32 protein-coding genes are annotated in these 25,684 nt (G+C 48.9%); 24 read left to right on the plus strand and 8 right to left on the minus strand.

Features of this window, described 5'->3' with window-relative positions; all coding sequences use genetic code 11:
• Nucleotides 1-15 precede the first annotated feature (15 nt).
• The 3 genes from parE to HWY45_RS04480 all read right to left on the minus strand — a co-directional run bounded on the left by parE (nucleotide 16) and on the right by HWY45_RS04480 (nucleotide 4,815).
• Nucleotides 16-1,998, minus strand: coding sequence for a DNA topoisomerase IV subunit B (parE, locus tag HWY45_RS04470; protein WP_059883954.1), 1,983 nt, complete (start codon nucleotides 1,996-1,998; stop codon nucleotides 16-18).
• Nucleotides 1,999-2,257: 259 nt separating this feature from the next.
• Nucleotides 2,258-4,201 carry an ATP-binding cassette domain-containing protein gene (locus HWY45_RS04475; RefSeq protein WP_059883955.1) on the minus strand — a complete coding sequence of 648 codons (1,944 nt, stop codon included), beginning with the start codon at nucleotides 4,199-4,201 and terminating at the stop codon, nucleotides 2,258-2,260.
• Between the two features lie 209 nt (nucleotides 4,202-4,410).
• Nucleotides 4,411-4,815 carry a DUF4399 domain-containing protein gene (locus tag HWY45_RS04480; RefSeq protein ID WP_059883956.1) on the minus strand — a complete coding sequence of 135 codons (405 nt, stop codon included), beginning with the start codon at nucleotides 4,813-4,815 and terminating at the stop codon, nucleotides 4,411-4,413.
• A gap of 199 nt (nucleotides 4,816-5,014) precedes the next feature.
• On the opposite strand from HWY45_RS04480, the gene HWY45_RS04485 reads away from it, so the two are divergent.
• The 6 genes from HWY45_RS04485 to HWY45_RS04510 all read left to right on the plus strand — a co-directional run bounded on the left by HWY45_RS04485 (nucleotide 5,015) and on the right by HWY45_RS04510 (nucleotide 9,477).
• Nucleotides 5,015-5,197 carry a rubredoxin gene (locus HWY45_RS04485; RefSeq protein ID WP_017331532.1) on the plus strand — a complete coding sequence of 61 codons (183 nt, stop codon included), beginning with the start codon at nucleotides 5,015-5,017 and terminating at the stop codon, nucleotides 5,195-5,197.
• Nucleotides 5,198-5,953: 756 nt separating this feature from the next.
• A complete protein-coding gene (locus tag HWY45_RS04490) occupies nucleotides 5,954-6,445 on the plus strand; it encodes a hypothetical protein (RefSeq protein WP_150998560.1) in 492 nt (163 codons plus the stop codon).
• 17 nt (nucleotides 6,446-6,462) lie between these two features.
• On the plus strand, nucleotides 6,463-7,263 hold the full coding sequence (locus HWY45_RS04495; RefSeq protein WP_150998557.1) for a hypothetical protein: 801 nt from the start codon (nucleotides 6,463-6,465) through the stop codon (nucleotides 7,261-7,263).
• Between the two features lie 373 nt (nucleotides 7,264-7,636).
• Entirely contained in the window at nucleotides 7,637-8,203 is a 567-nt protein-coding gene (locus tag HWY45_RS04500) for an H-NS histone family protein (protein ID WP_150998554.1), read from the plus strand.
• A 70-nt stretch (nucleotides 8,204-8,273) separates the two neighbouring features.
• Nucleotides 8,274-8,807: a hypothetical protein gene (locus tag HWY45_RS04505; protein ID WP_150998551.1), complete on the plus strand. Its 534-nt coding sequence runs from the start codon at nucleotides 8,274-8,276 to the stop codon at nucleotides 8,805-8,807.
• 133 nt (nucleotides 8,808-8,940) lie between these two features.
• Nucleotides 8,941-9,477 (plus strand): hypothetical protein, encoded by a 537-nt coding sequence (locus tag HWY45_RS04510; protein WP_150998548.1) that lies wholly within the window; start codon nucleotides 8,941-8,943, stop codon nucleotides 9,475-9,477.
• 89 nt (nucleotides 9,478-9,566) lie between these two features.
• Here HWY45_RS04510 and HWY45_RS04515 read toward each other — a convergent pair whose 3' ends face one another.
• The 3 genes from HWY45_RS04515 to HWY45_RS04525 all read right to left on the minus strand — a co-directional run bounded on the left by HWY45_RS04515 (nucleotide 9,567) and on the right by HWY45_RS04525 (nucleotide 14,282).
• Complete coding sequence (locus HWY45_RS04515) at nucleotides 9,567-10,037, minus strand: hypothetical protein (RefSeq protein ID WP_150998545.1); 471 nt, start codon at nucleotides 10,035-10,037, stop codon at nucleotides 9,567-9,569.
• Between the two features lie 103 nt (nucleotides 10,038-10,140).
• Nucleotides 10,141-12,906 (minus strand): DotA/TraY family protein, encoded by a 2,766-nt coding sequence (locus tag HWY45_RS04520; RefSeq protein ID WP_150998542.1) that lies wholly within the window; start codon nucleotides 12,904-12,906, stop codon nucleotides 10,141-10,143.
• A gap of 458 nt (nucleotides 12,907-13,364) precedes the next feature.
• Nucleotides 13,365-14,282 carry a hypothetical protein gene (locus tag HWY45_RS04525; RefSeq protein ID WP_150998539.1) on the minus strand — a complete coding sequence of 306 codons (918 nt, stop codon included), beginning with the start codon at nucleotides 14,280-14,282 and terminating at the stop codon, nucleotides 13,365-13,367.
• 115 nt (nucleotides 14,283-14,397) lie between these two features.
• On the opposite strand from HWY45_RS04525, the gene HWY45_RS04530 reads away from it, so the two are divergent.
• From HWY45_RS04530 to HWY45_RS04590, 13 genes are all read left to right on the plus strand, one after another.
• A complete protein-coding gene (locus tag HWY45_RS04530) occupies nucleotides 14,398-15,672 on the plus strand; it encodes a DNA-methyltransferase (RefSeq protein WP_150998536.1) in 1,275 nt (424 codons plus the stop codon).
• A 27-nt stretch (nucleotides 15,673-15,699) separates the two neighbouring features.
• Entirely contained in the window at nucleotides 15,700-16,068 is a 369-nt protein-coding gene (locus tag HWY45_RS04535; RefSeq protein ID WP_150998533.1) for a hypothetical protein, read from the plus strand.
• Nucleotides 16,069-16,085: 17 nt separating this feature from the next.
• On the plus strand, nucleotides 16,086-16,304 hold the full coding sequence (locus tag HWY45_RS04540) for a hypothetical protein (protein WP_150998531.1): 219 nt from the start codon (nucleotides 16,086-16,088) through the stop codon (nucleotides 16,302-16,304).
• The gene (locus HWY45_RS04545; RefSeq protein WP_150998528.1) at nucleotides 16,301-16,537 is read left to right on the plus strand and encodes a hypothetical protein; all 237 of its coding nucleotides are present in this window, start codon (nucleotides 16,301-16,303) and stop codon (nucleotides 16,535-16,537) included. The genes HWY45_RS04540 and HWY45_RS04545 overlap by 4 nt, the downstream gene beginning before the upstream one ends.
• Complete coding sequence (locus HWY45_RS04550) at nucleotides 16,534-16,740, plus strand: hypothetical protein (protein ID WP_150998525.1); 207 nt, start codon at nucleotides 16,534-16,536, stop codon at nucleotides 16,738-16,740. Before HWY45_RS04545 ends, HWY45_RS04550 begins: the two co-directional genes overlap by 4 nt.
• On the plus strand, nucleotides 16,721-17,365 hold the full coding sequence (locus HWY45_RS04555) for a F0F1 ATP synthase subunit delta (RefSeq protein ID WP_150998522.1): 645 nt from the start codon (nucleotides 16,721-16,723) through the stop codon (nucleotides 17,363-17,365). Before HWY45_RS04550 ends, HWY45_RS04555 begins: the two co-directional genes overlap by 20 nt.
• 123 nt (nucleotides 17,366-17,488) lie before the next feature.
• On the plus strand, nucleotides 17,489-17,674 hold the full coding sequence (locus HWY45_RS04560; protein WP_150998519.1) for a hypothetical protein: 186 nt from the start codon (nucleotides 17,489-17,491) through the stop codon (nucleotides 17,672-17,674).
• A 110-nt stretch (nucleotides 17,675-17,784) separates the two neighbouring features.
• Nucleotides 17,785-19,371, plus strand: a complete 1,587-nt coding sequence (locus HWY45_RS04565) for a DNA primase family protein (RefSeq protein WP_150998516.1) — start codon at nucleotides 17,785-17,787, stop codon at nucleotides 19,369-19,371.
• Nucleotides 19,372-19,384: 13 nt separating this feature from the next.
• Nucleotides 19,385-20,056 (plus strand): ankyrin repeat domain-containing protein, encoded by a 672-nt coding sequence (locus tag HWY45_RS04570; protein ID WP_150998513.1) that lies wholly within the window; start codon nucleotides 19,385-19,387, stop codon nucleotides 20,054-20,056.
• Nucleotides 20,057-20,880: 824 nt separating this feature from the next.
• Nucleotides 20,881-21,156 (plus strand): HAD family hydrolase, encoded by a 276-nt coding sequence (locus tag HWY45_RS04575; RefSeq protein WP_150998510.1) that lies wholly within the window; start codon nucleotides 20,881-20,883, stop codon nucleotides 21,154-21,156.
• 60 nt (nucleotides 21,157-21,216) lie between these two features.
• Nucleotides 21,217-21,417 (plus strand): hypothetical protein, encoded by a 201-nt coding sequence (locus tag HWY45_RS04580; RefSeq protein ID WP_150998507.1) that lies wholly within the window; start codon nucleotides 21,217-21,219, stop codon nucleotides 21,415-21,417.
• Nucleotides 21,414-21,770, plus strand: coding sequence for a hypothetical protein (locus HWY45_RS04585; protein WP_150998504.1), 357 nt, complete (start codon nucleotides 21,414-21,416; stop codon nucleotides 21,768-21,770). Before HWY45_RS04580 ends, HWY45_RS04585 begins: the two co-directional genes overlap by 4 nt.
• A gap of 21 nt (nucleotides 21,771-21,791) precedes the next feature.
• Entirely contained in the window at nucleotides 21,792-22,319 is a 528-nt protein-coding gene (locus HWY45_RS04590) for an SGNH/GDSL hydrolase family protein (RefSeq protein WP_150998501.1), read from the plus strand.
• Nucleotides 22,320-22,361: 42 nt separating this feature from the next.
• On the opposite strand, the gene HWY45_RS37125 is transcribed toward HWY45_RS04590, so the two are convergent.
• Together HWY45_RS37125 and HWY45_RS04600 are read right to left on the minus strand one after the other, a co-directional pair.
• A complete protein-coding gene (locus HWY45_RS37125; RefSeq protein ID WP_150998498.1) occupies nucleotides 22,362-22,832 on the minus strand; it encodes a pilin in 471 nt (156 codons plus the stop codon).
• A 20-nt stretch (nucleotides 22,833-22,852) separates the two neighbouring features.
• The gene (locus HWY45_RS04600) at nucleotides 22,853-23,317 is read right to left on the minus strand and encodes a pilin (RefSeq protein WP_150998495.1); all 465 of its coding nucleotides are present in this window, start codon (nucleotides 23,315-23,317) and stop codon (nucleotides 22,853-22,855) included.
• A gap of 152 nt (nucleotides 23,318-23,469) precedes the next feature.
• On the opposite strand from HWY45_RS04600, the gene HWY45_RS04605 reads away from it, so the two are divergent.
• The 5 genes from HWY45_RS04605 to HWY45_RS04625 all read left to right on the plus strand — a co-directional run bounded on the left by HWY45_RS04605 (nucleotide 23,470) and on the right by HWY45_RS04625 (nucleotide 25,669).
• Nucleotides 23,470-23,877, plus strand: coding sequence for a hypothetical protein (locus tag HWY45_RS04605; RefSeq protein ID WP_150998492.1), 408 nt, complete (start codon nucleotides 23,470-23,472; stop codon nucleotides 23,875-23,877).
• Between the two features lie 9 nt (nucleotides 23,878-23,886).
• Nucleotides 23,887-24,078, plus strand: coding sequence for a hypothetical protein (locus HWY45_RS04610; RefSeq protein WP_150998489.1), 192 nt, complete (start codon nucleotides 23,887-23,889; stop codon nucleotides 24,076-24,078).
• A gap of 217 nt (nucleotides 24,079-24,295) precedes the next feature.
• Complete coding sequence (locus tag HWY45_RS04615; protein ID WP_150998486.1) at nucleotides 24,296-24,904, plus strand: hypothetical protein; 609 nt, start codon at nucleotides 24,296-24,298, stop codon at nucleotides 24,902-24,904.
• On the plus strand, nucleotides 24,901-25,116 hold the full coding sequence (locus HWY45_RS04620) for a hypothetical protein (protein ID WP_150998483.1): 216 nt from the start codon (nucleotides 24,901-24,903) through the stop codon (nucleotides 25,114-25,116). Before HWY45_RS04615 ends, HWY45_RS04620 begins: the two co-directional genes overlap by 4 nt.
• Before the next feature lie 58 nt (nucleotides 25,117-25,174).
• Complete coding sequence (locus HWY45_RS04625; RefSeq protein ID WP_150998480.1) at nucleotides 25,175-25,669, plus strand: ankyrin repeat domain-containing protein; 495 nt, start codon at nucleotides 25,175-25,177, stop codon at nucleotides 25,667-25,669.
• Nucleotides 25,670-25,684: the final 15 nt, after the last annotated feature.

Here is a 25,684-nt window from a genome sequence, read left to right on the forward strand (position 1 = left end):
CATGCCCGGCCGCGCTCAAATATCCGCTTCGACTTCGTTGCCCTTTTCCTCGAGCCAGCCGCGCCGTGCGGCCGCCTCGCCCTTGCCCATCAGCATCGTCATGCGCGCGACCGTCGTCTCGTAGTCGAGATCGCCGAGCAGCACCGGCATCAGGCGGCGGGTATCGGGGTTCATCGTCGTGTCCCACAGCTGCTCGGCGCTCATTTCGCCGAGACCCTTGAAGCGGCTGATGCTCCACTGGGTCTCGCGCACGCCGTCCTTGCGCAGCTTGTCGAGGATCGCCTCCAGCTCGCCTTCGTCGAGCGCGTACAGCTTCTGCGCGGCCTTCTTGCCGCGTGCCGGCGCGTCGACGCGGAACAGCGGCGGCCGCGCGACGCACACATGACCGCGCTCGATCAGCTGCGGGAAATGCTTGAAGAACAGCGTGAGCAGCAGCACCTGGATGTGCGAGCCGTCGACGTCCGCGTCCGACAGGATGCAGATCTTGCCGTAGCGCAGGTTCGACAGGTCGACGCTGTCGTCGGGGCTGTGCGGATCGACGCCGATCGCCACCGAGATGTCGTGCACCTCGTTGTTCGCGAACAGGCGGTCGCGCTCGGTTTCCCACGTGTTCAGCACCTTGCCGCGCAGCGGCAGGATCGCCTGGTATTCCTTGTCGCGGCCCATCTTCGCGGAGCCGCCCGCCGAGTCGCCCTCGACGAGGAACAGCTCGTTGCGCGCGATGTCCTCGGTCTCGCAGTCGGTCAGCTTGCCGGGCAGCACCGCGACGCCCGAGCTCTTGCGCTTCTCGACCTTCTGGCCGGCGCGGGTGCGCGCCTGCGCCTGCTTGATCACCAGCTCGGCGAGCTTCTTGCCGTGCTCGACGTGCTGGTTCAGCCACAGTTCGAGCGCCGGGCGCGAGAACGACGACACGAGCTTCACCGCGTCGCGGCTGTTCAGGCGTTCCTTGATCTGGCCTTGGAACTGCGGATCGAGCACCTTCGCGGACAGCACGAACGACACGCGCGCGAACACGTCTTCCGCGAGCAGCTTGACGCCCTTCGGCTGCAGGTTGTGCAGCTCGACGAAGCTCTTCACCGCCTGGTAAAGGCCGTCGCGCAACCCCGATTCGTGGGTGCCGCCCGCCGGCGTCGGGATCAGGTTCACGTACGACTCGCGCACGAGCGAACCTTCCTCGCTCCAGGCGACGACCCACGACGCGCCTTCGCCCTCGGCGAACGTGTCGTCGCCCGAGCGCGAATCGGCGAAGCGCTCGCCTTCGAACAGCGGGATCAGCAGCTCGCTGCCGTTCATCTCGTCGAGCAGGTAGCCGCGCAGGCCATCCTCGTATTTCCAGGCCTGGCGCTCGCCGCTCTTCTCGTTGACGAGCACGACCTCGACGCCCGGCAGCAGCACGGCCTTCGAGCGCAGCAGGCGCTGCAGCTCGCCGAGCGGCAGGTTCGGCGAATCGAAGTATTTCGGATTCGGCCACACCTGCACGCGCGTGCCGGACTTCTTCTCGCCGCGGCCCGCGCCCTGGGTCGCGAGCGGCTTCACGACGTCGCCTTCGGCGAAGCCGAGCTCGGCGATCTTGCCGTCGCGCCAGACCGTCACGTCGAGACGCGTCGCGAGCGCGTTCGTCACCGACACGCCGACGCCGTGCAGGCCGCCCGAGAACGTATAGGCGCCGCCCGCGGCCTTGTCGAACTTGCCGCCCGCATGCAGGCGCGTGAACACGATCTCGACGACCGGCACGCCTTCTTCCGGGTGCATGCCGAACGGAATGCCGCGGCCGTCGTCCTCGACGGACACGGAATGATCCGCATGCAGCGTGACGGTAATCTGCTTGCCGTAGCCGCCGAGCGCCTCGTCGGACGCGTTGTCGATGACTTCCTGGATGATGTGCAGCGGATTCTCGGTACGGGTGTACATGCCGGGCCGCTGCTTGACCGGCTCGAGACCCTTGAGCACCTTGATCGATGCTTCGCTGTAGGCCGCGCTGGGCTTCTTCGTTGACATAGACGCTGACTGAGTTCGTCGTTCATCGGGACGTTGTCCACACCGCGTGTGGATAACGTCGTGGACAAAACGTTGAGTTCCGTAAAAAAGCGAATCGAAACAATGGTGTGCTTGGACTGCTCCGAAAGCGGGCGCGCGGCGCACGCCGCGACAACCCGAAACGGGCCGTATTCTACTGGTTCCGCGCGACGGGCCATCGCACGAAAAGCGTGCGGGGCCCGGCGCCGCGGCGCGCCGCCCGACGGGCGGCCGCCCCGCGTCACGGCTTGCGCTTCGCCTCGAGCGTTTCCCAGCGTTCGAGCGCGGCGAGCAATTCGTCGTCGATCGCCGCGAACCGCTCGGTCAGGCGCGTGCCTTCCTGCGGATCCTTCGCGAAGATCGAGCCGTCGTCGAGCTGCGCGCCGATCGTCTTCTGCTCTTCCTCGAGCGCGGCGATCCGCTCGGGCAGCCCGTCGAGCTCGCGCTGCTCGTTGAACGACAGCTTCACGGTGCGCTGCGCGTTGCGGCCCGCGGCGCTCTTCGCCGGCTCGTCCTTGACGGGCGCCGCGTCCTTCGCGGCCCGCTTTGCGGCTTCCTGTTGCGCGAGCTGCTGCGAGCGCTCGCTCTGGATCTGCCAGTCGGTGAAGCCGCCGACGTATTCGCGCCACCGGCCTTCGCCTTCCGAGGCGATCACCGACGTCGCGACGTTGTCGAGGAACGCGCGGTCGTGGCTGACGAGCAGCACGGTGCCGTCGTAGTCGGCCAGCAGTTCCTCGAGCAGCTCGAGCGTCGGGATGTCGAGGTCGTTGGTCGGTTCGTCGAGCACCAGCACGTTCGCGGGGCGCGCGAACAGCCGCGCGAGCAGCAGCCGGTTGCGCTCGCCGCCCGACAGCGACTTCACCGGCGAACGCGCGCGTTCCGGCGCGAACAGGAAGTCGCCGAGATAGCTCATCACGTGCTTGCGCACACCGCCGATCTCGACCCATTCGCTGCCGGGGCTGATCGTGTCCGCCAGGCTCTTCTCCTGATCGAGCTGCGCGCGCATCTGGTCGAAATAAGCGACCTGCAGGTTGGTGCCGGTGCGCACCGTGCCTTCATCGGGCTTCAGCTCGCCGAGGATCAGCTTGAGCAGCGTGGTCTTGCCCGCGCCGTTCGGGCCGACGAAGCCGATCTTGTCGCCGCGCATCACGGTGGTGGAGAAGCAGTCGACCACCGCGCGGCCGTCGTAGCGCTTCGTCACGTCGGTCAGCTCGGCGACGATCTTGCCGGACTTCTCGCCCTGTGCGACGTCGAGCTTCACGTTGCCCTGCGCATTGCGGCGCTCCGCGCGTTCGTTGCGCATCTGCACGAGCCGTGCGATACGGCCGACGCTGCGCGTGCGGCGCGCCTCGACGCCCTTGCGGATCCACACTTCCTCCTGCGCGAGCAGCTTGTCGAACTTCTCGTTCTCGACGCGCTCGACTTCGAGCTGCTGCGCCTTGCGGGTCTGGTACGCGGAGAAATTGCCCGGATACGACAGCAGGCGGCCGCGATCGAGTTCGACGATACGGGTGGCGACGCGATCGAGGAACGCGCGGTCGTGCGTGATGAACAGCAGGCCCGCGCGCTGCGCGACGAGCAGCTCTTCCAGCCAGCGGATGCCGTCGAAATCGAGGTGGTTGGTCGGCTCGTCGAGCAGCAGCACGTCGGGTTGCAGCACGAGCGCGCGGGCCAGCGCGACGCGCTTCTGCATCCCGCCGGACAGCGCGTCGACCTGGGCGTCGCCGTCGAGGCCGATCTGCGCGAGCGTCATCGACACGCGCGTGCGCCAGTTCCACGCGTCGTGCGCATCGAGCGACGACTGCAGCGCGTTCATCCGTGCCAGCAGCGCATCGTGCTCGGCGCCTTCCGGCGTTTCCGCGAGGCGATGGGCGATCGTGTCGTATTCGCCGAGCAGCTCGCGCGTGTGGGTCAGGCCGGACGCCACCGCGTCGAACACGGTCGCGCCGGCTTCGAATTCGGGCTCCTGCGGCACGTAGACGGTGACGAGCTCCTGCTGGCGCGTGACGAGGCCGTCATCCGGCCGGGCAAGGCCCGCGACGATCTTCAGCAGCGACGACTTGCCCGCGCCGTTGCGGCCGATCAGGCCGACGCGCTCGCCGGCCTCGAGCGAGAAATCCGCGTGATCGAGCAACGCGACGTGACCGAACGCGAGTTGCGCGCCGGTAATGGAATAAAGCGACATGGGGAAGACGGCGAAGTGAAGTCGGAAGCGCTCATTGTACCGGTGGCGGACGCCGCCACCGGCATGGCCGAATGGATGATGTCGCGAGAGCGGCCGTGCGGCCCGGTTGCGGCCCGCCACGCGCGGGCGGCGGCCACCGGAACGGGCGCGCACCCCGCGCACGGACGGCCTGGCCGCCCGCGCGGGTGCGCCTGCCCGGGTGCGCCCGCTTACTTCGCGTTGACGATGATGGTCTGGCTCACTTCGGGGCCGTACGAGCGGTGCGCGCCGTCGCCGAACTGCAGCGTCAGCGTATGCCGGCCCGGCGGCAGCATGATCTCGGTTTCGGTCTGGGCCTTGCCGAAGTGCAGCGAATGTTCGCCCGCGGGAATCACCTCGCCCTTCGGGATCGGCCGGCCGTCGATCAGCAGGTGGTGATGGCCGGTGTTCGGCGTCATGTCGCCGGCCGGCCGAAGCTGCAGGCCTTCCAGACCGAACTTCACGTGTACCGGGTTCGACACCGTCGCGCCGTCCGTCGGCTCGACGAAATACACACGGCCCTCGGCCCGCGCGATCGTCGACACGGCCATCGCCGCCACGCACACCGCACCCGCGATCCACTTTCTGTTCAGCATCGGTTTCTCCTTATGATTGGACAGCCCGGGAAGCATACACCGCACGCATGGCGCACGGGTTCCGGTTGCATTGTTCGCGATGCGCACGTTTAAAACGACGTTGCGGCCGAGTTCGGCGAAATTCCGGTACCATTGCGCCTTTCGTCCGCCGGCCGGGCCGCGGACGGCATTACCCTGATTCCATTTTCCTGAGCGCGACATGAGCGAAGTGACCGAATACCAGAGCTGGGTCTGCCTGATTTGCGGGTGGGTCTATAACGAGGCGGAAGGCCTGCCGGACGAGGGCATCGCGCCCGGCACGCGGTTCGCGGACATTCCCGCCGACTGGCGCTGCCCGCTGTGCGACGTCGCCAAGGAAGACTTCGTCGTCGTCGATTTCTGATCGGCTGATCGCGCGCCGCGCAACGCGGCGCGCCAGCATCGGTGCGCATTCCGTCCGCCGATGCCAATGCGCGTTTGCTATACTCTGCGCGCTGTCCACACCGCTGCCCGGCTTGCGTTGCACGCGAGATGCCGGGTCGGCAGGCTCCCCGTAGTTCAATGGATAGAACAAGCGCCTCCTAAGGGCATTGAGGGGGTCGCCAATCCACCCGAAACCCTTATAAATCAAGGGTTTGGCTCCAGCCTAGTCCCGTCAAATCCCGTCCCATTTCTCCCTCTCGCGTCCCAAAATTGTCCCAAAACGCCGTTGTCCCACGGCTACAAAGAGCACTTTTAGAGAGCTTGGAGAGGAAGTTTTGAAGGCTCTGGGGAGGGTTCCTTGCTGAACCCGAAGAAGCAAATCTTGGCACCGCGAGCGGGAATCGAACCCACATCTAACCCTTCTTACCACTATGCCTTTCGGCACCCTACCAGGTAGGTTTGTGGTCTGGACTTTGCCTTCAGCTCAATGAGCTGGGAGCCGTCAAGTCTCTACACCTTCCAAGAAGCATGAGCCTCTAGGCTTGGCTCGGCGTTGCCACGACCAAAGGTCAGAGGGTTCACCGAATTTGACTCCATTCAATCCCGCCATCGCTGGCGAGTTGCCCAACACATGCAGGAGGGGTTTGTTCTATCCGTTGAACTATCGCGGTATGGATGAAAGAGGCAGAACCGCACTATCATACACGACAACACACACTCGGGGGAAGGGTTAGACATGGAGCTTCATGCACAGCTTGTTGATTACTTGAAGAAAAAGACAGACGGAAAATTCTTGATGACCCCAGAACAGCTTGAGGCTGAAATCGGGATATCGGAAAAACAACAATCAAAGCTCAGAAAAGAGAACAATTTCCCTATTCCGTGGAAGTCAGTTGGGCGTAATGTCTTCTACTCCATTTACCATGTCGCAGACTTCTTGCTTAGTGGCGAAGTAAAGCAAGAAGAAGCCCCCGTTGTAGAACCAGCAATAGAAAAACCAATCAAGCCAAAGGTTTTGCAACCAGTAAAGTCGAAAACCCCCGTACAAGATTTGTCATTCCTTGCTAAGATGAAGTTTCTTGCCGCTCATGTCCAAGAGCAAGCAACCGAATTGCAATCTCTGGCAGATAACCTCAATCGCTATCATGACTCGCTTGAGTTAAAGATGAAGCTTGAGGATTCTCTTCCAATAAGCGATAAAGAACACAAAATAGTCAAAGAATTCTAAGCAAGGAAGATCGATCAATGAAAACGCCAACAGCGAAGCAAAAAGGCATTTACATGGCTCATGAGCTTTATGGGCTAATTATCAGTGGGAAATTCCTCAATATACAGAAGGGACGCAAGGGGCAAAGTCTCAAGCAAAGCATGGATGAGGTTGCCGAGGATTTTCATCAGCCCCTTATCCCTGACATTGAAAGCTTTGAGGATGCACTTGAACTCCTAAACCCAATCATTTTGGAAATTTTTGGGAGCAAAAAGCTATCTTTGGCTTACTCCAAATCGCTTTACTACACCCTGCTTCTCATGTCTCGGGAAAAACAATACGGAGCATGGGTTGCTCTAATTGCATTCACACAATATCTCTGTTTTGATGACATAAAGAAGGCTCAATCCTTCATTCCTTTTCTCAATCATGAATCAGACAAGGATCGAGCCATTTCCTTTGGTCTCAAACTTGGCATGAATGATGGATACGAAGACATTGCCCCACTTTTTTCCGCTAAGCTCAATCTCTTGAGGCTGGCTGGGGTCAATCTCAATGCAGAATACAAGGAGAATGGCTACAACGACGACAAGACCACCATTGCGCGAGATCTCGCCAAAAATCCAGCCGATGGTGAGATTAGTGGGGAAATGGAAGGCTACCTCAAAATTCTGGAAGCAGCTCACTATCATGGGGTTGATCTGGTAAAGGCCATTCCCGTTGCAGAAGAGGAAGAGAACCAAGAATTCGTTTCTTTTGCAATGAAGCTCAAGCTTGAGCAGAACACCGAGGACAAGCCCGTTGTGACCCGAGTCAGCAAGAATGGTGGAAAGCTCTAACACATACCCACACAGAAACGAATTAAAGCCCCTATTCGGGGCTTTTTTGTTGTCTTCAAGGGGATGGTTATCGGATTAAGAAATAATCAACGGCAAAACCCTCATTTACACGCGCGAATGAGCTTGATTATCCCATAATGCGAAACATAATCAGCAAGTTCTAATCCTTTTTGCTGTAATGCGTTTCTTCAATAGGGTTTACTTTGGCAATCAAAATCTTTTTACAAGAATCTTGATAGATCTTGTTGACCTACTACATAGATGGCCCTAAGATGGAGACATCAACAAGCACAACACCAGGCAGCAGCAAGCTTGTTGAGACTTCTAACCTCTTACGCAAGCTGTTGCTACCCATACCTACTGGAGAAAGAACATGGCTGAAACGATCACCGCAAAGAACACCAAGGAAGCCGCACCGAAGAAGCTGACGATTGCTGAGATCCTTGCTCAGCGCAAGGCATTTGAAGAACAGATCGCCGCTCAACTGGCCGAAGAACGTCCCGCAGCTCTGGAAGCGGTCAAGGAGCAGATCGCTACCTTCACCTTCACTGCCGAAGAGCTGGGCTTCGCTACTCTGGAAGTCGTGAAGGAAATCATCAAGCACGAAGGCTGGACGGCTGCTGAGCTGGGTATCCATGTTCCGACCGCTGGTCGGGGTGCAGGCACTGGCGACAAGCAGACCCGTGTCATGAGCAAGCCGCTCAAGAACAAGGACGGCAGCGACACGGGTGTGTGGCTGGCTCACCCGCCGAAGTTCCTCGATACCGAGGGTTGCTTCACGGAATACAAGGCAGGCAAGAGCATCGATGCATGGCTGGTCAATCCCGCCGACAAGAAGGCGAAGATCAACTTCCTCAAGAAGCTGGCAAGCCGTGAAAGCAAGGCGCCGACCAAGGAACAACTTGGCGATATCACCGAAGCCGAGTTCAAGGCTGAATAAGCTTCACAGCTTCCGACAAAAGCCCTCTACGGAGGGCTTTTTTGTACCTGTTAGGTTTTGAGGTAGTCCCATGCAGAACAACCGAATGCAGAATTTTGGGGGAGGCACAGCAATAGCCATCACCCCGATTCACAGAGATATCATGAACGGTCTTATTCTCAAAGGTGAGTTTGACCTTTTGAAGAACACCACCCACCTTGATGAAGTGTTCAAGCTTGCTCAACACCCCGAGCAAACGAAGCTCGCCATTGACACCTACCTCAACTTCACCCAGCAGATCGAGAGCTTGAATTGCTCACTCACCTTCTTTGGGTTTCGGCAAGGTGGATGGATCGAGAATGGTCAAATGCAAGTGGGCGACTGGAAGAGCATTCTTTCAGACGACAAAAAGAGCTTCAAGAAGCCTCCCGTTTTGCTCTTCATGTTCTCGCTACAAAGCAAGACCCACAACAACCCCGCCTTTGAAGTTAAATATTACATCCCGCTTGAGTTCATGCTTCTGGCACTCGCAAGCATGGTCTCCCATATCTGGCTCCAAATCTTCTTTGACGAGAACCAGCCGATCCCGTGGTCTGAAATCGAGCAAGTAGGCCGAGGGAAGTGAGACACCTTGCCCAGACCCCACAGAAGCTACCAGAAGCCCCCTAGCGGGGCTTTTCTCATGTTTGGAGCTAGGTTGCCGTTACAACCTACAGGTAGACTACCAGGCACACCACAACCACCGCGAAGGGACCAGCATGTTCAGCAAGAAGAAGCCAGAAGGCACGGAAGACCAAGCATACGATCTCATGAACCTTGGAGGCTTTGGAGGTCTCAAGCGCAAGAGCTCACCAGGAACAGAAGCGTCTCAGCCACCCCAAGCCCAGCAAAAGCCATCCATACCTCAACAAGTCTTAGAGCAGTTACTTGCGTGGGGTATGGAAAATGTACGGAACAACCCCAATAACGATAAATCAAAACAAATTCTTCAGCTCGTTAGCCAGCACAAGACTGATAAGGATGTCTTACACATAGCCGAAATCATCTTTGATTCATTTGATAAAGTTCTTGAAGATCAAGATAGCGATGCCTTTGTCAATGAGCGAGACAAGGTTGAGAGCTTCATTGCCACAACCAATCGACAACAAGAGTTGAGTATGCTCGCTTCGTGCATTGCCAATTTGTATGCCGCCAACATAGCAGCGAGAATGAGACAGAAAAGCGGATCGGCAGATAGCAAGCAAATTGTTACTATTATGGGTATCCTTGCTCAGAACTACTCCAATTTAATGTGAGCAAGCATTCCTTATTCAAGAAAGTAAAAAGCCCCGATCTTCGGGGCTTTTTTCATGCTTCATTTTGTATTGCATCATTAGACTCACCCTTATTGCCTTGCCTTCTCTTTCTGAAGCTTGACAAGCAAGCGATCTTTATAGGGCTTTGCACGAGAGCAAGTATCAACATTATTACTGGCACTCATTTTAGCCTCATTCTTCAATACTGCTTCCTCAGCCGCCGAGCTTTCATTGTCGATCTCTTTAGGGGTCTTGCCAGCCAAGGCACCATACTTCATTGCCAGCTCGCGGAATGCACGTTGCGAAACAATCCAATCCGCTAATGTCACTCGCAGATCTTCGTTGACCTCTTGCAGCAATTGGACCTTTTCAGTGAGTTCCTTGTTGACTCGCTTGTAATAAGCAATTGAGCCACTGGCAGCAGCCAAATCACGACGAGCATGATCAAGTTGTTGATGGTTGCCGTCTAGCTCTAGATTAAGCGAATCAATCTCACGCCCCTGGTTGCCTAACTTCTCCAAGGCGTACAACCCGCCCAAAGTTTCAAGAACACCACTCATAGTCAAACTCCTTTTGTCAAGTCATAGACAAGACTAGCGTACTATTTTTAGAAAATCAATATTTCGATGAAAAAAGCATCCACTTGGATGCTTTTTCGGATATTTATTCGGGTACTTTTCCACCATCGTCATCAGGCTTTTTCTTGATATCTTCTCGCCTTTGCTTCTCTTCCTGATACAACGCTTCGGCACGATTATGTAACTCTTTGCCAGTATCACCAGAAGACAAGGCTTTATCAAGAATTTGCTTGGTAGCGTCAGAACCAATATTGCTTTCCATGTTGCCAATGGTCTTCATGATATTGCGAAGATTCTTGGTATTATTTCCAGCATAGGCTTTAATGAACCCGCCGTTTGGATTGCCTTCAAGGCTCTTGTCCATGATCTGTTGTCCAATGGAGTGAGCCGCATTGACAGCACTACCCCCAAAGTCTTTGTGACCGTTTTCCTCTGATCTTGAGAATTCCATATCAAAATCAGCTTTACCGTTGATTGGGTCGGATACAGTAGCCATATCCAAGCCTCTATCATAGGCTTGGCTGTTCGCAATGGCTTTCTTGACACTACTGAATGAATCACCAGGTAACATACTGGCATGGCTATTTTTCATATCAGCAGTTCCATCGCCATATCGCTCATTCATTTGTCTATCTATGTTAGCCAATTTGTGTTTCTCTTCATTCGCATTTCTTTGAGACTTACGAGCCAAAGCTTGTAAGCCTGTTTTTGCGGCTACATTTGCTGCACCAGTGCCGAAGCCAATTGCCCCGGAAGCAGCACCGCCAGCTTTATCAGCCGCCTTTGAGAAGTCACCGGCAAATTGACCAAGTTGCGCACCTGTTGGACCGCCGATCCATTGCAACATTTGATCTGGCAGTTGATGGACGATACTGAAGCACTTTCTAATGAAAATGAACATTACGGCCAAGTAGACTATCGAGCCAATAGCCAAAGAGAACAATGCTGAGATTCCAGTAGTGCTGTTGGTACTTTGAGCGAATACCTCAAAAAATGCCTTGTTTATAAGTTCGCCTACGACTGAAGAAATAATAATCGCAGCTTCCATGCCGAAGATCATAAGAACAGGTCTAAGTAGCAATGAAAGAACAAGTGAGTACCCATTCCCGGCACGGCCCGTCATGTCATCACCATTTGGATGAAGGTGCATGATTGCCCATAGAGGAGCAGCAATGATTGCTTCAATGACTAATAATACCCAGCCTACAATACAGCCTATCCAAATTATGAAGGGCATATTTGGTAGGAAGAAGGCAGCTCCAGCTCCAGCCCCCGTTAATACCTTGATTGGCACGTCAAGGAACCAACCAATGATGGCAATAACGCCATTTTGTGCCCCTCCAGTAATGAAACCTGTCAAAGCTCCCGTTCCGACTGCAACAAGAGCGATTGATCCGACAACGAGCTCAGCTAGGGTTAGTAATCTGTTTCCAAGCTCATTGATGACGATTAGAGGATGTCTAGTGTCATTCTTTAAATCGTACAGATTCACACCAGTCAAGACTGACGTGATACCAGCCTGAAAAGTCTTCAATGGGTTGCCAGTGATATGTACACCACTGCCCGCTACATTCTCAGCATCGGGACTATTCTTGATTCCCAAGAAGCTACCAGGCTGACTTCTCTTGTCGGCAGCTAGAACTAGCTTTGCCCCGTCATAGTATTTGACAGCATCAGAGAAAAGTAGCTTGTCCATAGCAGGACCCACGGCAGAAGACTCATCTGTTGGAGAAGAAGCTACGGCTTTATTGATGATGTCGTTCATTTGAACGATACGAGTAAACCATGCACCAGCTAATATCCAACCTTGATTGTTCGCCGCCTGTTGAATCTTTGTATAAGCATCACCAGTGGATAGACCGTCAGCAACACCTTTAACACCTTTCAGATAGTCATCTGCCGCTTGCTCTATTTGTGCGTAGTAAGCCTTGGCTTGGTCAGGAGTTATGCTCACACCATAAACACCGTCATCACCAGGCTTAGGAGCTGTAGCAATAACAGAAGCAGCCAAAGAATCCATCTTATGAACTAAAGCATCTGTTTGCGCATTGTGAGCTTGACGAATGGCACTGACATCCATTGGAGCAAAGATAGTCCCGATATCACCTAGATAGCCGCCATTTGTTGTTGGAGCTGTATTGACGACAGTTGAATCTACTTGGGTGACATTCTTGTCTTGTGGGTAATCTATCTCCCCACATCCATTTGTTCTCACGCTGGAAGTGCTATCACCATAAAGCCAACCTTGTGAAGTGTTGGTCATGGTGTAATTGTATTGCCCGAATTTCAGTAGCGAGCTTGATTCAGAAATGGCTCTCGCATAAGAGCGATAGCACATTGAGGCATTAAATGCTGCTTTGGCGGTTCCGACGATTTCGTCTCTGTATGTCTGAACATTCGTATTGGCTACACTTGTGGGATTGCTCATGAAGGCAGACCAAACACCATCAGCCAAACCAATCCCTTGAACAACCAGCCACATGACGATGGCTTGCATAACACAATAACCACCACCAACAACAGGAAGAACAAGAGCCGTACCAACTGAATATCTGACTGGAACCCACACTGAAGAGAACTTCTTACCCAACATCTCTCCATCATGTGCGGTGTTCAAAGTGCCGGCCAATATTGTGTACCCAGCTAAAATCCCGCCAATTATTAGACAAGCACCATTGAACATCTTAATTCCGCTAATGAGCGGATCATTGCCACCAGAATCTAGCAAGCCCCCAAAGATTGCTCCAAGCATTTTGATTGATATATCGCCTGAAGATGGCTCAAAGACATTTGCCGCAAAAGAGCTGGCACTTGCTAATGTGAATAATAGAAATAGAAACAGTTTTTTCATTGATAACCCCTTATTGATTTTATTTTCGGTTATCAATACCTTATCAAATTAAAACTCCATGTCAACGACCAAAACAAAAAGCCCCAAGGTTTTATCCAAGGGGCAATTGTTTATGGAGGACACCATGAGTAAAATACAGCAACCTAGAAATAGAAGCAAATCCAGCAATCACGAAAGCTCAAGGCAAGCAGTGATTTTTGGTCAAAAAAGCATCTCAGGTCGCAACTGAGGTGTTTTGTTTCATTTTTACTTTTCGCACTACGATCAACTTATACGAAAGCGATCCGAGTTTGTCAATAGGAAAATGAAAATAATCCTACAAAAACAAAAAGCCTCAAAAGAGGCCAATTGTTTATCATGAACCAAAAACAATCAAAGGAGCATTTGATGTATGCCAAACCCACATGATTAAGCTCGGCAATCTTCTTTTTACATCTTAATTGAAGTTTGTCAATATCCTAAATCAATTTTCTTGCCACAAAATCTTTGAGGTCAGCTCCAACCTCTTCAAATTCAAGCTCAATCACTTCGTTATTCATGGCTTGAATTATGAGTCGAGCAATGTTCTTGACTCTATTGTTGTTGTTCTCTTGTGCTATCCACCACAAGCTAAAAGCGGGAAGGATAAATTCAGCCGTAAAACCGAAGCTGTAATCCCTCTCGTTGAGGTTGTAGGCATACTCAACAATCTCGCTTCCCAGATCCGCCAAGGTGTTTTCGAGGGTGTAGAGCTTCCTTGTGTCGTCGCACAAGGCAAGGAGCTCAGACAGCTTCAGCTCCAGCACTTCTCCCGATTGAGCTCGTATTAGTTCCTTTTCTTCATCCAAGACGATGCTACCCCGCTCAATGAGGCGTTGGATGTCCGACCAAGGCAAATGTTCGCCTTCTCTGATAACCGGTCTCTCTTTGCCGTCAACGATGATCATCTTCTTGTTCATTTGAGCCACGAACGGACCTACCTTAAAGGACAGCATGGGCAAGATGAACCAGAAGGCTTTCTCAGCCAAATCCCAGCCGTTGACTGCCTTGCTCCCATAGGAAGCGACCAAGGCAGCGTTGAAGGTCCTCTCTGCTAGTTTAGGACCGGCCAAGACCTCCCATAGCTCCAAGCCTCTCGGTCCCGTGGTGAAGCTCTCCGCCGTGCCTGGTAGGAGCTTTTCTACGATATTGAGCCGTTTGCTTTGTGGGACTTGATCACCGCTCAAGTAATCCCACCACTCCCAATCAGCCACATCCGCATAGAGCGGGTTAGTTTCAAGCTCTCGGATAAAGGCTTTGTCTTCCTTTCCCTCTTGCTTGGCTATTTGCTTGATCACCTTGACCCAATAACGGGTCCTCATGGCTTGAAGATCTCTATCTCTATCGCCGTGACTCATAACTTTTATCCTTTGTCAAGCATTCTAGCCTTTTCTCTAGATTCTAGAGTTCAAGGGTGAAAAAACAGCCTTAAATTTAAACTTCTTTCATGCTTAAACAACAAAGGAGAAAAGCATGAAACAAGAAATCAAGAACTTCAACTTAAAGATCAAGGGTCAAGGCCAACTTATCAATAATGATTGCCTTGCAGGTATGAAGAACCTTCCAGACAACTGTATTGACCTTGTTTTGACCGATCCCCCTTATGGTATCGCAAACAAGAATCTCCGTACATGGGTCGGGGCTTCCAAGAACGGCGGGAAATCAGTCACAACACAAGAAGCTTGGGGCAATGACTTCCAAGACAGCTTTGGTGATGCCAACGGCTTCTGGGAATGGTTCAAGCCTTTCATGGCAGAGATGTCACGAGTAACCAAGGACGGCGGCTCAATCATTCTCTTTCTTGATGTGAAGTATATCGGTCATTACCTAAAACTTATTGAAGAAGAGTTCGGCCTTAAATTCCGCAACGGTATCTATTTCGTTAAGAAGAACCCTGGCCCTGGTCTTAATAAAAAAGGCTATCGCCATGCTTGTGAGCAAGCGATTTGGTTCACCAAGGGCACGACACCTTTTAACTTCAACTTCTTAGAGCAGAAGGACATGCTTAATGTCTTCAGCGGAGCCGTAGGAAGCAACAAGGAAACAAAGCACCCTTGCGAGAAGTACAAATGGATGATTGAGCCACTTATCGAACGGCACAGCCATGAGGGGCAATTACTTTTAGACCCATTCGGCGGATCAGCAAGCACTCTTGTTTATGGCATCCAAAAAGGCCGCAAAGTGATTGCCTTTGAGAAGAGCGAGAAGTTCTTCCAGATGGCAAAAGAGCGAGTGGAGAAACATGGTCTTGATGTGCTTTTCTATGAGCCAAACAAGAAGGTTGAAGCTAAGAAGGTAGAGGTCAAGCAAGAGGATATAACTGACCAAATGAAGAGCCAAATTGAACAGCTTGACGTAACAGCGAAGAAGCAAGTTCAAGAGTTCATTGACTCTTTATTAAAGTCAAATGCTCCAACCACCATCAAGAAGGTTGCAGCAAAAAAGATGGAAGTGAAGGAAGCGAAGGCTGAGAAAAATGACCGTGTTTCTGGAATCATCTCAGAGTTAGCAAGCATTAAAACCAACCTTAACAATGACTACATGGGAGTAAGCATGAAGAAGAAGATTAACCAGTTAAAACGCCAGCTTTCACGGAATTTAACAAACAAGGAACACATGAAGGAAGAGCTCTCAACCCTTGCGGCACTTAAATTCGATGAAAGCAACCAATATTGCCACGAAGGAATTAAGGCTGAGTTTGTTGAAGTTGTAAGCCGCATTGAAGAGAAGTTTATGGAATTAGCTTAACCAACCACTTTTACAAGGAGAATTAAAATGAGCAAAGCTAAATATATGTACGCTTGGAAAGACGACGACGATGTTTATGTCAACAAGGCAGAAAGCATTGAAGAGATTATTGAAGGAATTATTGAGTATTACGACGAGGATGCCCAAGAGGTCATCATTGCGCAACACGACGGAAAATTCACTGTCCGCTTTGTGGTTGATTACGATGGTTATGACCGTGATTGGCATGAAATGGAATTCGGCGAAATTGAAGAGATTGAGCGAGAACGAGAAGAAGGCAGTTTCCAAGTTCATTGTGAATTTGAAGCTACCCCTTGGACTGCCTCTCAATTCCTAGATGCTCTTGCCCGAGTTTATGGGCGACAAGACCAGTTTGATATTTCAGAGAACAACTAATCACAAGGAGAACCACTATGAACCATCGAAAACGATATAACAGCAAGCTTGAAGTGACATTAACCGTTTTGGGCATAACAAGCACCACAAATTACATTGGACGAATCTGGGCCAATAGCCAAGAAGAGGCAGATGCCACCTTCAAAGATATGATTACCGATGAAAACGGCAAGCTTGACTGGAAGAAACTTGAAGTCATGCTTGAGTACAGAATGGCCCACAAGGAGACCGTATGAACAAGACAGACGAACAGATCAACATGGAGGTAAGCGAGGCGATTCTTAATGTAATGAATAAGGTGCAGGAAGAAAAGCAAATCGACTTCGCAGATTACAACAATAAGAACAGCCAGGAGCTATTTGCTCTTCAGCTTGATGTGTTCCTTAGACTTGGAGGCAAGGAGGCAACCTACCTCATGCTTCAAAGGATGCTCGCCCAGGCACAAAACAAGCAAGCGGAGGCAGCATGAACAAGGCACGCATTGATTACTACTTGTCCGAAATCCAGAGCTGGGAGGTATGCCCTCCCTCTATTGGAGAGGCACAGAACACAACCAAGGGGCTAATGGCTGAGTTGTTTCCTAATTTAAGAAGGGACCATCTCAACTGGCTTGCTGGGAATTTTATGGGAACACACTACAAGGAGAACGAAGATGACAACAACCAACAATGAACCAAGCATTAAAGAGTTAGCCCGTATGCATCTTGTTTTCGGTTTCAGCCAAGTTCAATACTTTGTTGGAAAAAATCTAGTTAAGCACCAATCCATTACTTGGACTGATATTGGGAAAAGCAAGGAATTCTTTCTTGAGAGAGCTAGATTTATTGATAGTGGAGACAATCTAGATGAAATTTACGACGATAAGAACCAGTTTGTAAGCCTTCAATCATTAAGGGAGAAAATGGACCACTACGGCTACCAGATGGCCGAGGAATTGACAAATGATATCGACTTCGCAAAAGAGCTCATACCTATCGATGAGAGGTATGCGAAATTCTTTTCAAGTAAAGTCAGGAATGATAAAGAGGTCATTAAACTCATCCTTGAACATTGCGACGCTAACCGATGGAAACCAGGCGGCAGTAACGTCAAAGTCTTATGTAAGGAAAATCGCCTTGGAGTTGCTTACGAAATCATCAAGGAGTTTCCAGAGTACGAGGTTCTTCTTGGAGCAACCATCAAGAAAAAGATTGGTTCAATGAGTCTTGTTGAGTATGTGGAGAAAAAAGCTCTTCAAAAATCATTGAGGAAGAACTTGAAGAAAGAAGTCAAACCAGCCGTGAGAACGAAGATTTGATGAAAACCAACCAAAAAGAAAAGGCTCCCGAGTGGAGCCTTTTTACTTTATTTTGATTTATGACTTGACAAATGAAATTCATTCGTTAAATTAAATATACGGATAGCAATACGGAGATATTAAATGAATACAAATGCACCAACCTCAGATAAAACCAAATTTGAGATACTTGCTGAAAGAAAGACGGCTCGCATCGAGGTCTTAACGCCACCAAAACTTAAACAGCTTGCAAAAGAAAAAGCAGAGAGAGAAAACACTGACTTGAGCAAGGTCATAAACTTCGCCTTGCTTCAATTCTTGGAAAGCTAAAAACGAAGTATCAATAAAAAATCCCCCAAGCTGGATACTTGAAGGATTTGATTTTCAACCCTACTCAGAAGGAGCAAAACGACTGAGCAGTTAATAAGGATAAATATGCTATGAATAATGTAATCGAAGAAAATAAGAATGTCAACAACGAATTGACACCAGAAGACCAAAAAGCAAAGGAATATCTTGACAGTGTTGTTGATGACCTTGAAGAAGAACTAAGAAAAGACGAGGCAAACAAACAAGCTTCTCAAGCCGTGAAGCCAGCCAAAACAGCATCCAAGGCTTCCTCATCTAAAAAGGCTACAAGCAAGAAGATTCCCGCTAAGGCTGATATTGAATCCAAACAAGATGGCGAGGAAGGTTCAACCAAGAAGAAGCCCCCCACCATTGAGCATATATTTGTCAGTCGCAAGGATACAGACGGAAGATTCATCATTAACAACTATCGCCGTCAAGGCTCTATCATTTTCAAGTGGACTGGCGATCATTGGAAGCAGCAAGAGGAAGAAGACATCAAGGGCATGATCACTTTCTGGTTAAAAACCAATTACAGAGGGGAGTTATCAGCTCGCAACCTCAACTCTATCTATACCGTTTTCACCCATTCAGTTCTAAAATTTGAAAAAGAAAAGATTGATGGCATCATTATTCCTACTCGCCATCACTGGTTAAAGATTGACGAAAAGAAAGGCACCATCAAGGCAATCGTTCCAGATAGAAGCCAACCAGTCAAATACATTATCGATGTGTTAATCCCAGCGGAAGGTGAATTCACCATTCCAAAGAGAATATCAGCCCCACTAAAGAGCAAATTCCACAAATTTCTAAGGACTTCTCTTGCTGATGAGGCAGTTCGCCAAGTTGTTCAAGAGTTTTGTGGGTACACCCTTACCAACTCAACCAGAAAGCAAAAGATGCAATGGTGGGTAGGTAAAGGTGCGAACGGCAAGAGTGTTTTGATTGAGATTTTATCTAGCCTTCATGGCAATCCAGTATCAGTCAAGATCAGCGAGGTAGGTCAATACAATGCTCATCTTGTAGGAGCAAGCCTTGTCTTTGCTACCGAGACCGACAAGAAAGGATTTGACCAGGAATTTGTGAAGCAAGCTGTATCTGGTGACAAAGTTGAGGTCAGAGCAATTTATGGCAAGAAGCAGAATGCCCAGCTAACAGCCAAGTGGATCATGCTTATGAACGACATACCCCATATCACAGACTTTACAGATGCGATATTTAGACGTGTTCAACTTATCAATTGGAATAAGCAATTTACCGAAGAAACCGCAGACGAAAACCTTGCTTACGACATCATCAGAGACGAAAAAGAAGAGGTTCTTTTTTGGTGTCTTGAAGGTCTTCAACGCATGATCAAAGCCGATTGGAAATTTACCAAGGCCGACAGCATTGAAAACTCTGTCACTGAATGGAGAAATTCTGCTGACAAGGTGCGCTTGTTCTTTGTTGAGCGTGACTATCACTACGATGATGAGAAGAAGAAGAAGAATGACAAGCAAGCCATATTTGAGGCATTCAACAAGTGGGCAGATGCCAACAACTTTGAGCGTATGTCTACTATTGGCTTTTGGACTAGAGCGAACAATATCTTTCCAAGGCTAAAAGAAGATCCAGACATGAAAGACAAGAACACAGGAAGACGAGCAGTCCACCTATACATTAAGGCCCAAACAATTTAAACGGAGAAAAACTATGAGAATTTTTGATCTATTTAAGAAGAAAGAGAGCGAATTTGTTACAACACCCGATGAAGTGAAAGCCCTTCTTTTGGCTGATCAGGTACAGGTTCCCAATGAGTATAGTGATTATACTGACAAAAAAACCATGACAAGATTGGAATTTAGGATGATGGAAGACAACATTGATAGATTAAAGAGGCTTGCCGAATCGGAGACACGAGAAGATCTTCATTCCAACTGGAACAATCTCAGCTTACAAGAAAAGATGGCATTCATTAGTGCAGAAGAGTTCAGCTTCCAAAAGATTTGGATTTTTGACGATGTGTCAAGACTAGGGCAAGCACTAAAAATCAGGCCATACAAGGATGAGTATTTTTATCAAGCATGTTTAAGTCAAGGAACGAAATGCCTGAGATTCCTACTTGAAAATAACTATGCAAGTCTTGAGGCTGATGAGAGAAGCAGAGTGCTACATGTAGCAATAGAGAAAGATGATGTTGAGCTTCTTGAATGGTTTTTCCAAAGAGGTGATGATGTGGAAAAATTCAGAAGCATGGAGCTTAAAAGTAAATGCAGAGAGTTTGCTGACAGATACTTTGCAGCGAAAGACTTTGCTCAAAATCTGGATGCCACCCTTACCAAGAAGGCAGAGACAACAACCAGAAGCGGCAAGCAGAAGATATGAGCCATCAAACACCATAAGCCCAGGAATCGCCTTGGGCTTTTTTATTGGCTCCCAGCCTTCTTAAATGAGGAATCTAGCTCGCCATCAAAGTCATCTCCAAGGAAGCATTCGCTTCTTGCGGTCAAGCCGCTCAGCCAGGTCTCCCATGCCTACGGCACCCACCCCACCAGGAACAGAGCAAACGGGTTCTTTACTGACGAAGTGAACCCTTGCCATATCCCGAAAAATCTCACCTTTTGCCCAAGAAATAGGCACAGGCTCAGGAAGCCCGTTTTTAGCCCCTTGGAGCCGTTCTCCCTCTTGGATATACCGAAGCACCAACCAGCTCAAAACAGCCCCGCCACGGCCCGCCTATGAGGTCAATTTTCACACCCTCAAGCTCCTAACGAACCGATCTTAACCACTTCATAGCCTTTAATCTTGAAGCTAACCGTTTATCTAAAAATCAATATTAAATCATTCATTATGTTGACATATTCCTTTTATTTGTTAAATTAAATATATGACAAACAAGGAGAGCATTATGAGACTCAAATCGACCACAGCATACAAACAACTCAAAGCTACTTACCAAAATAAAGAAACTATAGTTGGAGAGTTTGTTATCAAGAAGCTCGGTAACACTTATTGCATTTATCAAGGAACTTATAATTTCAGTGTTCTCAGACTGGTTCTCACAGTGAGCAGCACCTACATCAGCTCTCATGCACAAAGATCGTCAGAGTTAATCCAGAAAGCAATAGATGCTTTCTCAATACAGTCAAACTAAGAAACAAGGACTAGCCCACCATACGGGTTACATAACAATGATAAGGGAGAACAATATGAACATAGCATTAGATTTTGATGGAACCTTTACAGAAGACCCCGAAGCATGGCATGTCTTTATTGATCTATTCAAAAGCAAAGGTCATTCAATCTTCTTGATAACAATGAGACATCCTCATGAAGCAAACAGAGCGATGAAGGATCTTGCCAAGAAGATTCCAGTGGTCTTCACAGGACGACAAGCAAAACAAGCATTCGCAGCAACACAAGGAATCAATATTGATGTCTGGATTGATGACAATCCTTTATGGATTCTCACGGACGGCAATTAACAAATAAACAAGGACTAGCTCACCTTAACGGGCTACATAACTACTACAAGGAGACACATCATGATGGCAACGATAAACAACAACTATTTCATTGCGGAGGACGAGGGAACCGCCTTCTTCTTTGTCAGAGTCTTAACCAACAGCATATTGAGTGAAATCAAAGCGATTTGCACAAGGTTTGGTTTCGTCAATTTCGTGATTCAAGGCTTCATCTCAACCGTTGAAGACATTCACTTTGTCAAGGTGGAGGTCAAGCAATGAACAAGACACAAATTACCATTGAAGACATGGATCGCTATTTTCAGCAAGGTCGATCCAAGATGAGCGTTCCAGTCAAGGCTTTAAGTGAAGACCTTCATCAAAAACTTATGGCTTTTGGAGCCAAGCCACCACTCTTTCAAAAGCTTGGATTAGGTTTGCGCCAATATGGGGATGAAGAATCTGTACTTGTTCCAAATGGCTTACTGGAAGAATACAAAGCCAACAGAAGCATGGAGTTGATTGATATAGAAAAAGTCGGGTTCTATGCCATGATGGAGCGGTTATATCTTCAAGAAAAGCTTGAGAGCGATCTTGGCGATAGATCAACCACTTCAAAGAAGACCAAAATATAACAATAACAAAGGAGACCAACCATGAAAACCAATCAAAAGAGATTTTTCTATGTAACGATAACAGTAGCTTTCATCATGCTTTGCTTGATTGCTGGCTTGCCCAAAGCCCTTGCTCAAGAGGTTGTGAACAAGAAGAAAGATGCACCTTGCTTTGTAATGGGTGATTCGATAGCCCAAGGTGTAGCAGCTCAACTCCCCCATTGTGCGAGCGACACCAAGGTCGGACTGAACACCGTCCAAGCTCTCACCAGGTTCAAGCAGATACCGCCTGCGCAGACAGTGATTGTGAGCCTTGGGATCAATGACAGAGACTACCCAGGCACCCGAGCCAACCTAGAGGCTATACGAGCTCGCATACATGCCCAGAATGTCATCTGGATTCTTCCACCCGCTATCTTGTCGTTCGGTATCCAGAAGAAGAAGGATGCTCTTTATGTAGCTATGCGAAATCGTGACTACATGAAGAACATCGATCAGACCATATCAGAAGACCACATCCACCCCACCAACAACGGCTACAAGGCCATTGCTCGCCAGCTTGGTATCTAACCGCCCCACAATGAAAGAAAGCCCGCTAGGGGCTTTTCTCGTTTATGGACCTACATATCCACCTAGATCAATCTTATCTTGGCACGAGCTTGGCAACCACTTAGATGGAATGTTGTAGGCGCCACATTTCCAGTGAATAACTCCGCTTGCATCAGGAACAGCTTCAAGTCCAACGGAAGATATTTTCAGATTAGAGTTCGCTGCTGACGTGAATGAAATCACTATCAAGCCATTTTGAACATTGTTGACTTTCGTATATTTGCCAACAGGCATTGAAGTGGGAAGCACAGTGTTATTAGCTGGTAGAACACCTTGCTCTGCATAGTATTCTTGAATGTCTGACTGAAGACCTCCAGCCAAACTAAGTGATTCAGATACTTGTGCTCTGATGGTGTAGTCCTGATAAGCTGGTAATGCAATTGCAGCTAGTATGCCCACAATTGCTACAGTAATCATAAGTTCGATTAAAGTGAAGCCTTGTTGAACATTTTTCTTTATTCTTGTTATTTTCATTTTGATCTCCTTTGTAGTTATTATTGGCAAGAGATAGGCAAGTATTTATTGGGAACGGGAGCATTGGATATTCCACTATTCCCCTTACAAGTCCACTGCAAGTTATCGACACCAGGGACAACCTGAGCCATCAGGGTCAACTGTTTGCCTTGAATTAACTGATTGGCTTGATTGCCGTATGTGGTAAGCACATAAACGGTAGAAGAGTTGCTTCCGCCGATCATTGTTGTAGTGCTGTATTTACCAGCGGGCATTCCTGCGTTCACATCTGCTTGCGACATGGGAAGCTTCCCATTGTTTGCATAGTAATCAGAAATCGCTATCTTCAATTGCTCTGATAACAATATGCCTTCAGATACCTGCGCTCTTATGGTGTAGTTTTGATAGGCCGGCAAAGCTATTGCGGCCAAGATACCAATAATAGCCACAGTTATCATCAGCTCTATCAATGTGAATCCATTTTTCACTCCCCTTGTAATTTTCATGATTTATCCTTTATTGTAATTGTTGTACTTGAAATATAACTTTCAAATTCCATTTGTCAAGATAACTTGCCTTTTATCGTAAAAAATAAAGGCCACCTCGTTGACAAGTTCCTTTTGTTTGTTAAATTAAAATTACACAAAGGAGACAAAACATGAACTTACAACAGGTGATTGATGAAATTGAAAGGGCTTATAGCTATATAAACGATGTACTTACCTACGATTCCAAGTACACCTTCGCTAAATACGACAACGAGCTTATTGTTATTGAGACCGAGGGGCAGGCTACAAAATCGTTCTTCTACGTTTCAAAGAACAACAAAGATATCGCTGTCCGAGAAAGTTCAGATGGAGATGTGAAGCGCTTCATTGACTACTATGAGTACAACGAAACCATGAAGAAGGAGCAAGCCAAGGAAAAGGCTCAGAGAGAACAAGCCATTGCACGCTTCTTGAGTGAGCATCGAAAGAAGGAACAGCTCAAAGGACAGATGCAGGAAAACCTTGATACTTGGAGCAAACAATGGGGAAAGAACTTGAAAATCGTTGGCAACGAATAAGGAGCCACCATGAACGAACAAGAACACGAATTTGATTTTTGGAAGACCAAGCCCCGAGAAGAACAGCCCCAGCGCTTCTCTCAATTCTCTTTAACAAAGAAGCTATTGATTGTCTTGCTTATGATGTTTGTATGGTTTCTTTGCTACAAGTACATTAGCCCACCAGGACATTTGATTCATGCAGGAAGTTTTCACGCATGAAATCGGCAAGAGTTCGTGTCTATTACCGAGATAAGAATTGCTCTACGAGAACCGTAGAGCAGATTATCATAGCGAAGAGCAAGCAGCTTCTTCAAGTAGAAATCAAGCGATATCTCGCAAGTCTCGATCAAGACTATTATTCTTACATGATCGATCAACACACTTGATGAAGTGTATTTTTTTGTTATGTTGTTAACACGACCACAAGAACAACAACATGACATTCATAGCAATCATTTCAATACTTGGTCTTATCCTAATCGCCTACGGCTTATTTTCGAGACCAAATCAACTATTCCCAGAAGGCAAGATTTTGCCCGACATGATTCCTTGGGAAATGTGCGGCATCAATGTTCGCTCACGTCTGCCAGATGACGAGTGGAAAGGGATGGCTCTATATGCCAAGAGACGCCAAGGCTTCAAGTGTGAAGTTTGCGGGGGGAACGGAAAAGAACAGGGCTTCAGCCATGCCGTCGAAGCTCACGAGATCTGGCAACACGACCATGCAACGAGAACCCAGAAGCTACTTGGAATCGTTGTCTTATGCCCTCTCTGTCACAAGTTCAAGCACATAGCCTTTGCTGACTCCAAGGGTTACGGCCGCCAGGTGCGAGCTCACATACAGAAGGTCAATGGATGGACCGCTGACCAGGTGGAGCTGGCCATCAATCGAGCCACCCACGAGGTCAAGCAGCTTCGCGGTAAGTGGAGGCTGGATCTCACCTACCTCAATGACTACCCCTATAAGGTCAAAGATCAGAACAACCGCCCCATCGTCTTCACAAACCAAGAGAACCGCTATTGCCGTAAAGGGGTGTACGAATGAACCCCTTGCTTATCCTCACCGTTGGCTTGCTCATAGGCTTTCCCTCAGCTTGGAAGTTCATCCCGCTTGTTGTTTTCTTTGAATGGGCTTTGTTCCATTTCTATCCAACCGAAATCTATTTCAAGTTGCTCAACTTAATTCAAAAACTAGAAGCTGAGCTTGATGAAATTGAAGAAGAAAAACGATCAAAGAAACGAGAGAAAACCCAGTAGTTGACTTGATTTTATCAATTCTTTTGATATATATAAGTAATAACAACACGGAGCATTTATGGACTATTACACAGTCAACTCAAACTTTATCAGCGACATACACCAAGGCTATACAGAAGATGCAAAAAAACTCATGGAGCATGAGTTATTTGATGCGAACTTCGTGGGTGAAAGCGGAAGCAGCCATCTTGTAGCCGTGGCAGCAGCCAGAGATAACCCAAAAATGATTAAGGCTCTTATTGATAAAGGAGCTGAACCAAAGAACGAACCCGATGCTTTATTTATGGCAGCTCATTGGGGAAATCTTGGCAACATGGCAATGTTGATAGATAACGGAGCAGATGTACATCTCAAGGCAGTTGCATTGAAGACCAACAACGAGAAAGCCAAGGACTGGGCTGAGAAATACATCAACTCAATAGAAATGAACAACAAGCTAAACACTGAACTTAAAGAGAAGGACAGCTACGAAGAGATGATGAAAAAGCTTGGAGTTGAACACAAGGCTAAGCAAGAGCAGACAATCACCCGAGCTGGCAGAACCAAGATGTAAATAACTAAAAAAACA

It is taken from the genome of Burkholderia stagnalis, assembly GCF_902830275.1.
GTDB classification, from domain to species: domain Bacteria; phylum Pseudomonadota; class Gammaproteobacteria; order Burkholderiales; family Burkholderiaceae; genus Burkholderia; species Burkholderia stagnalis.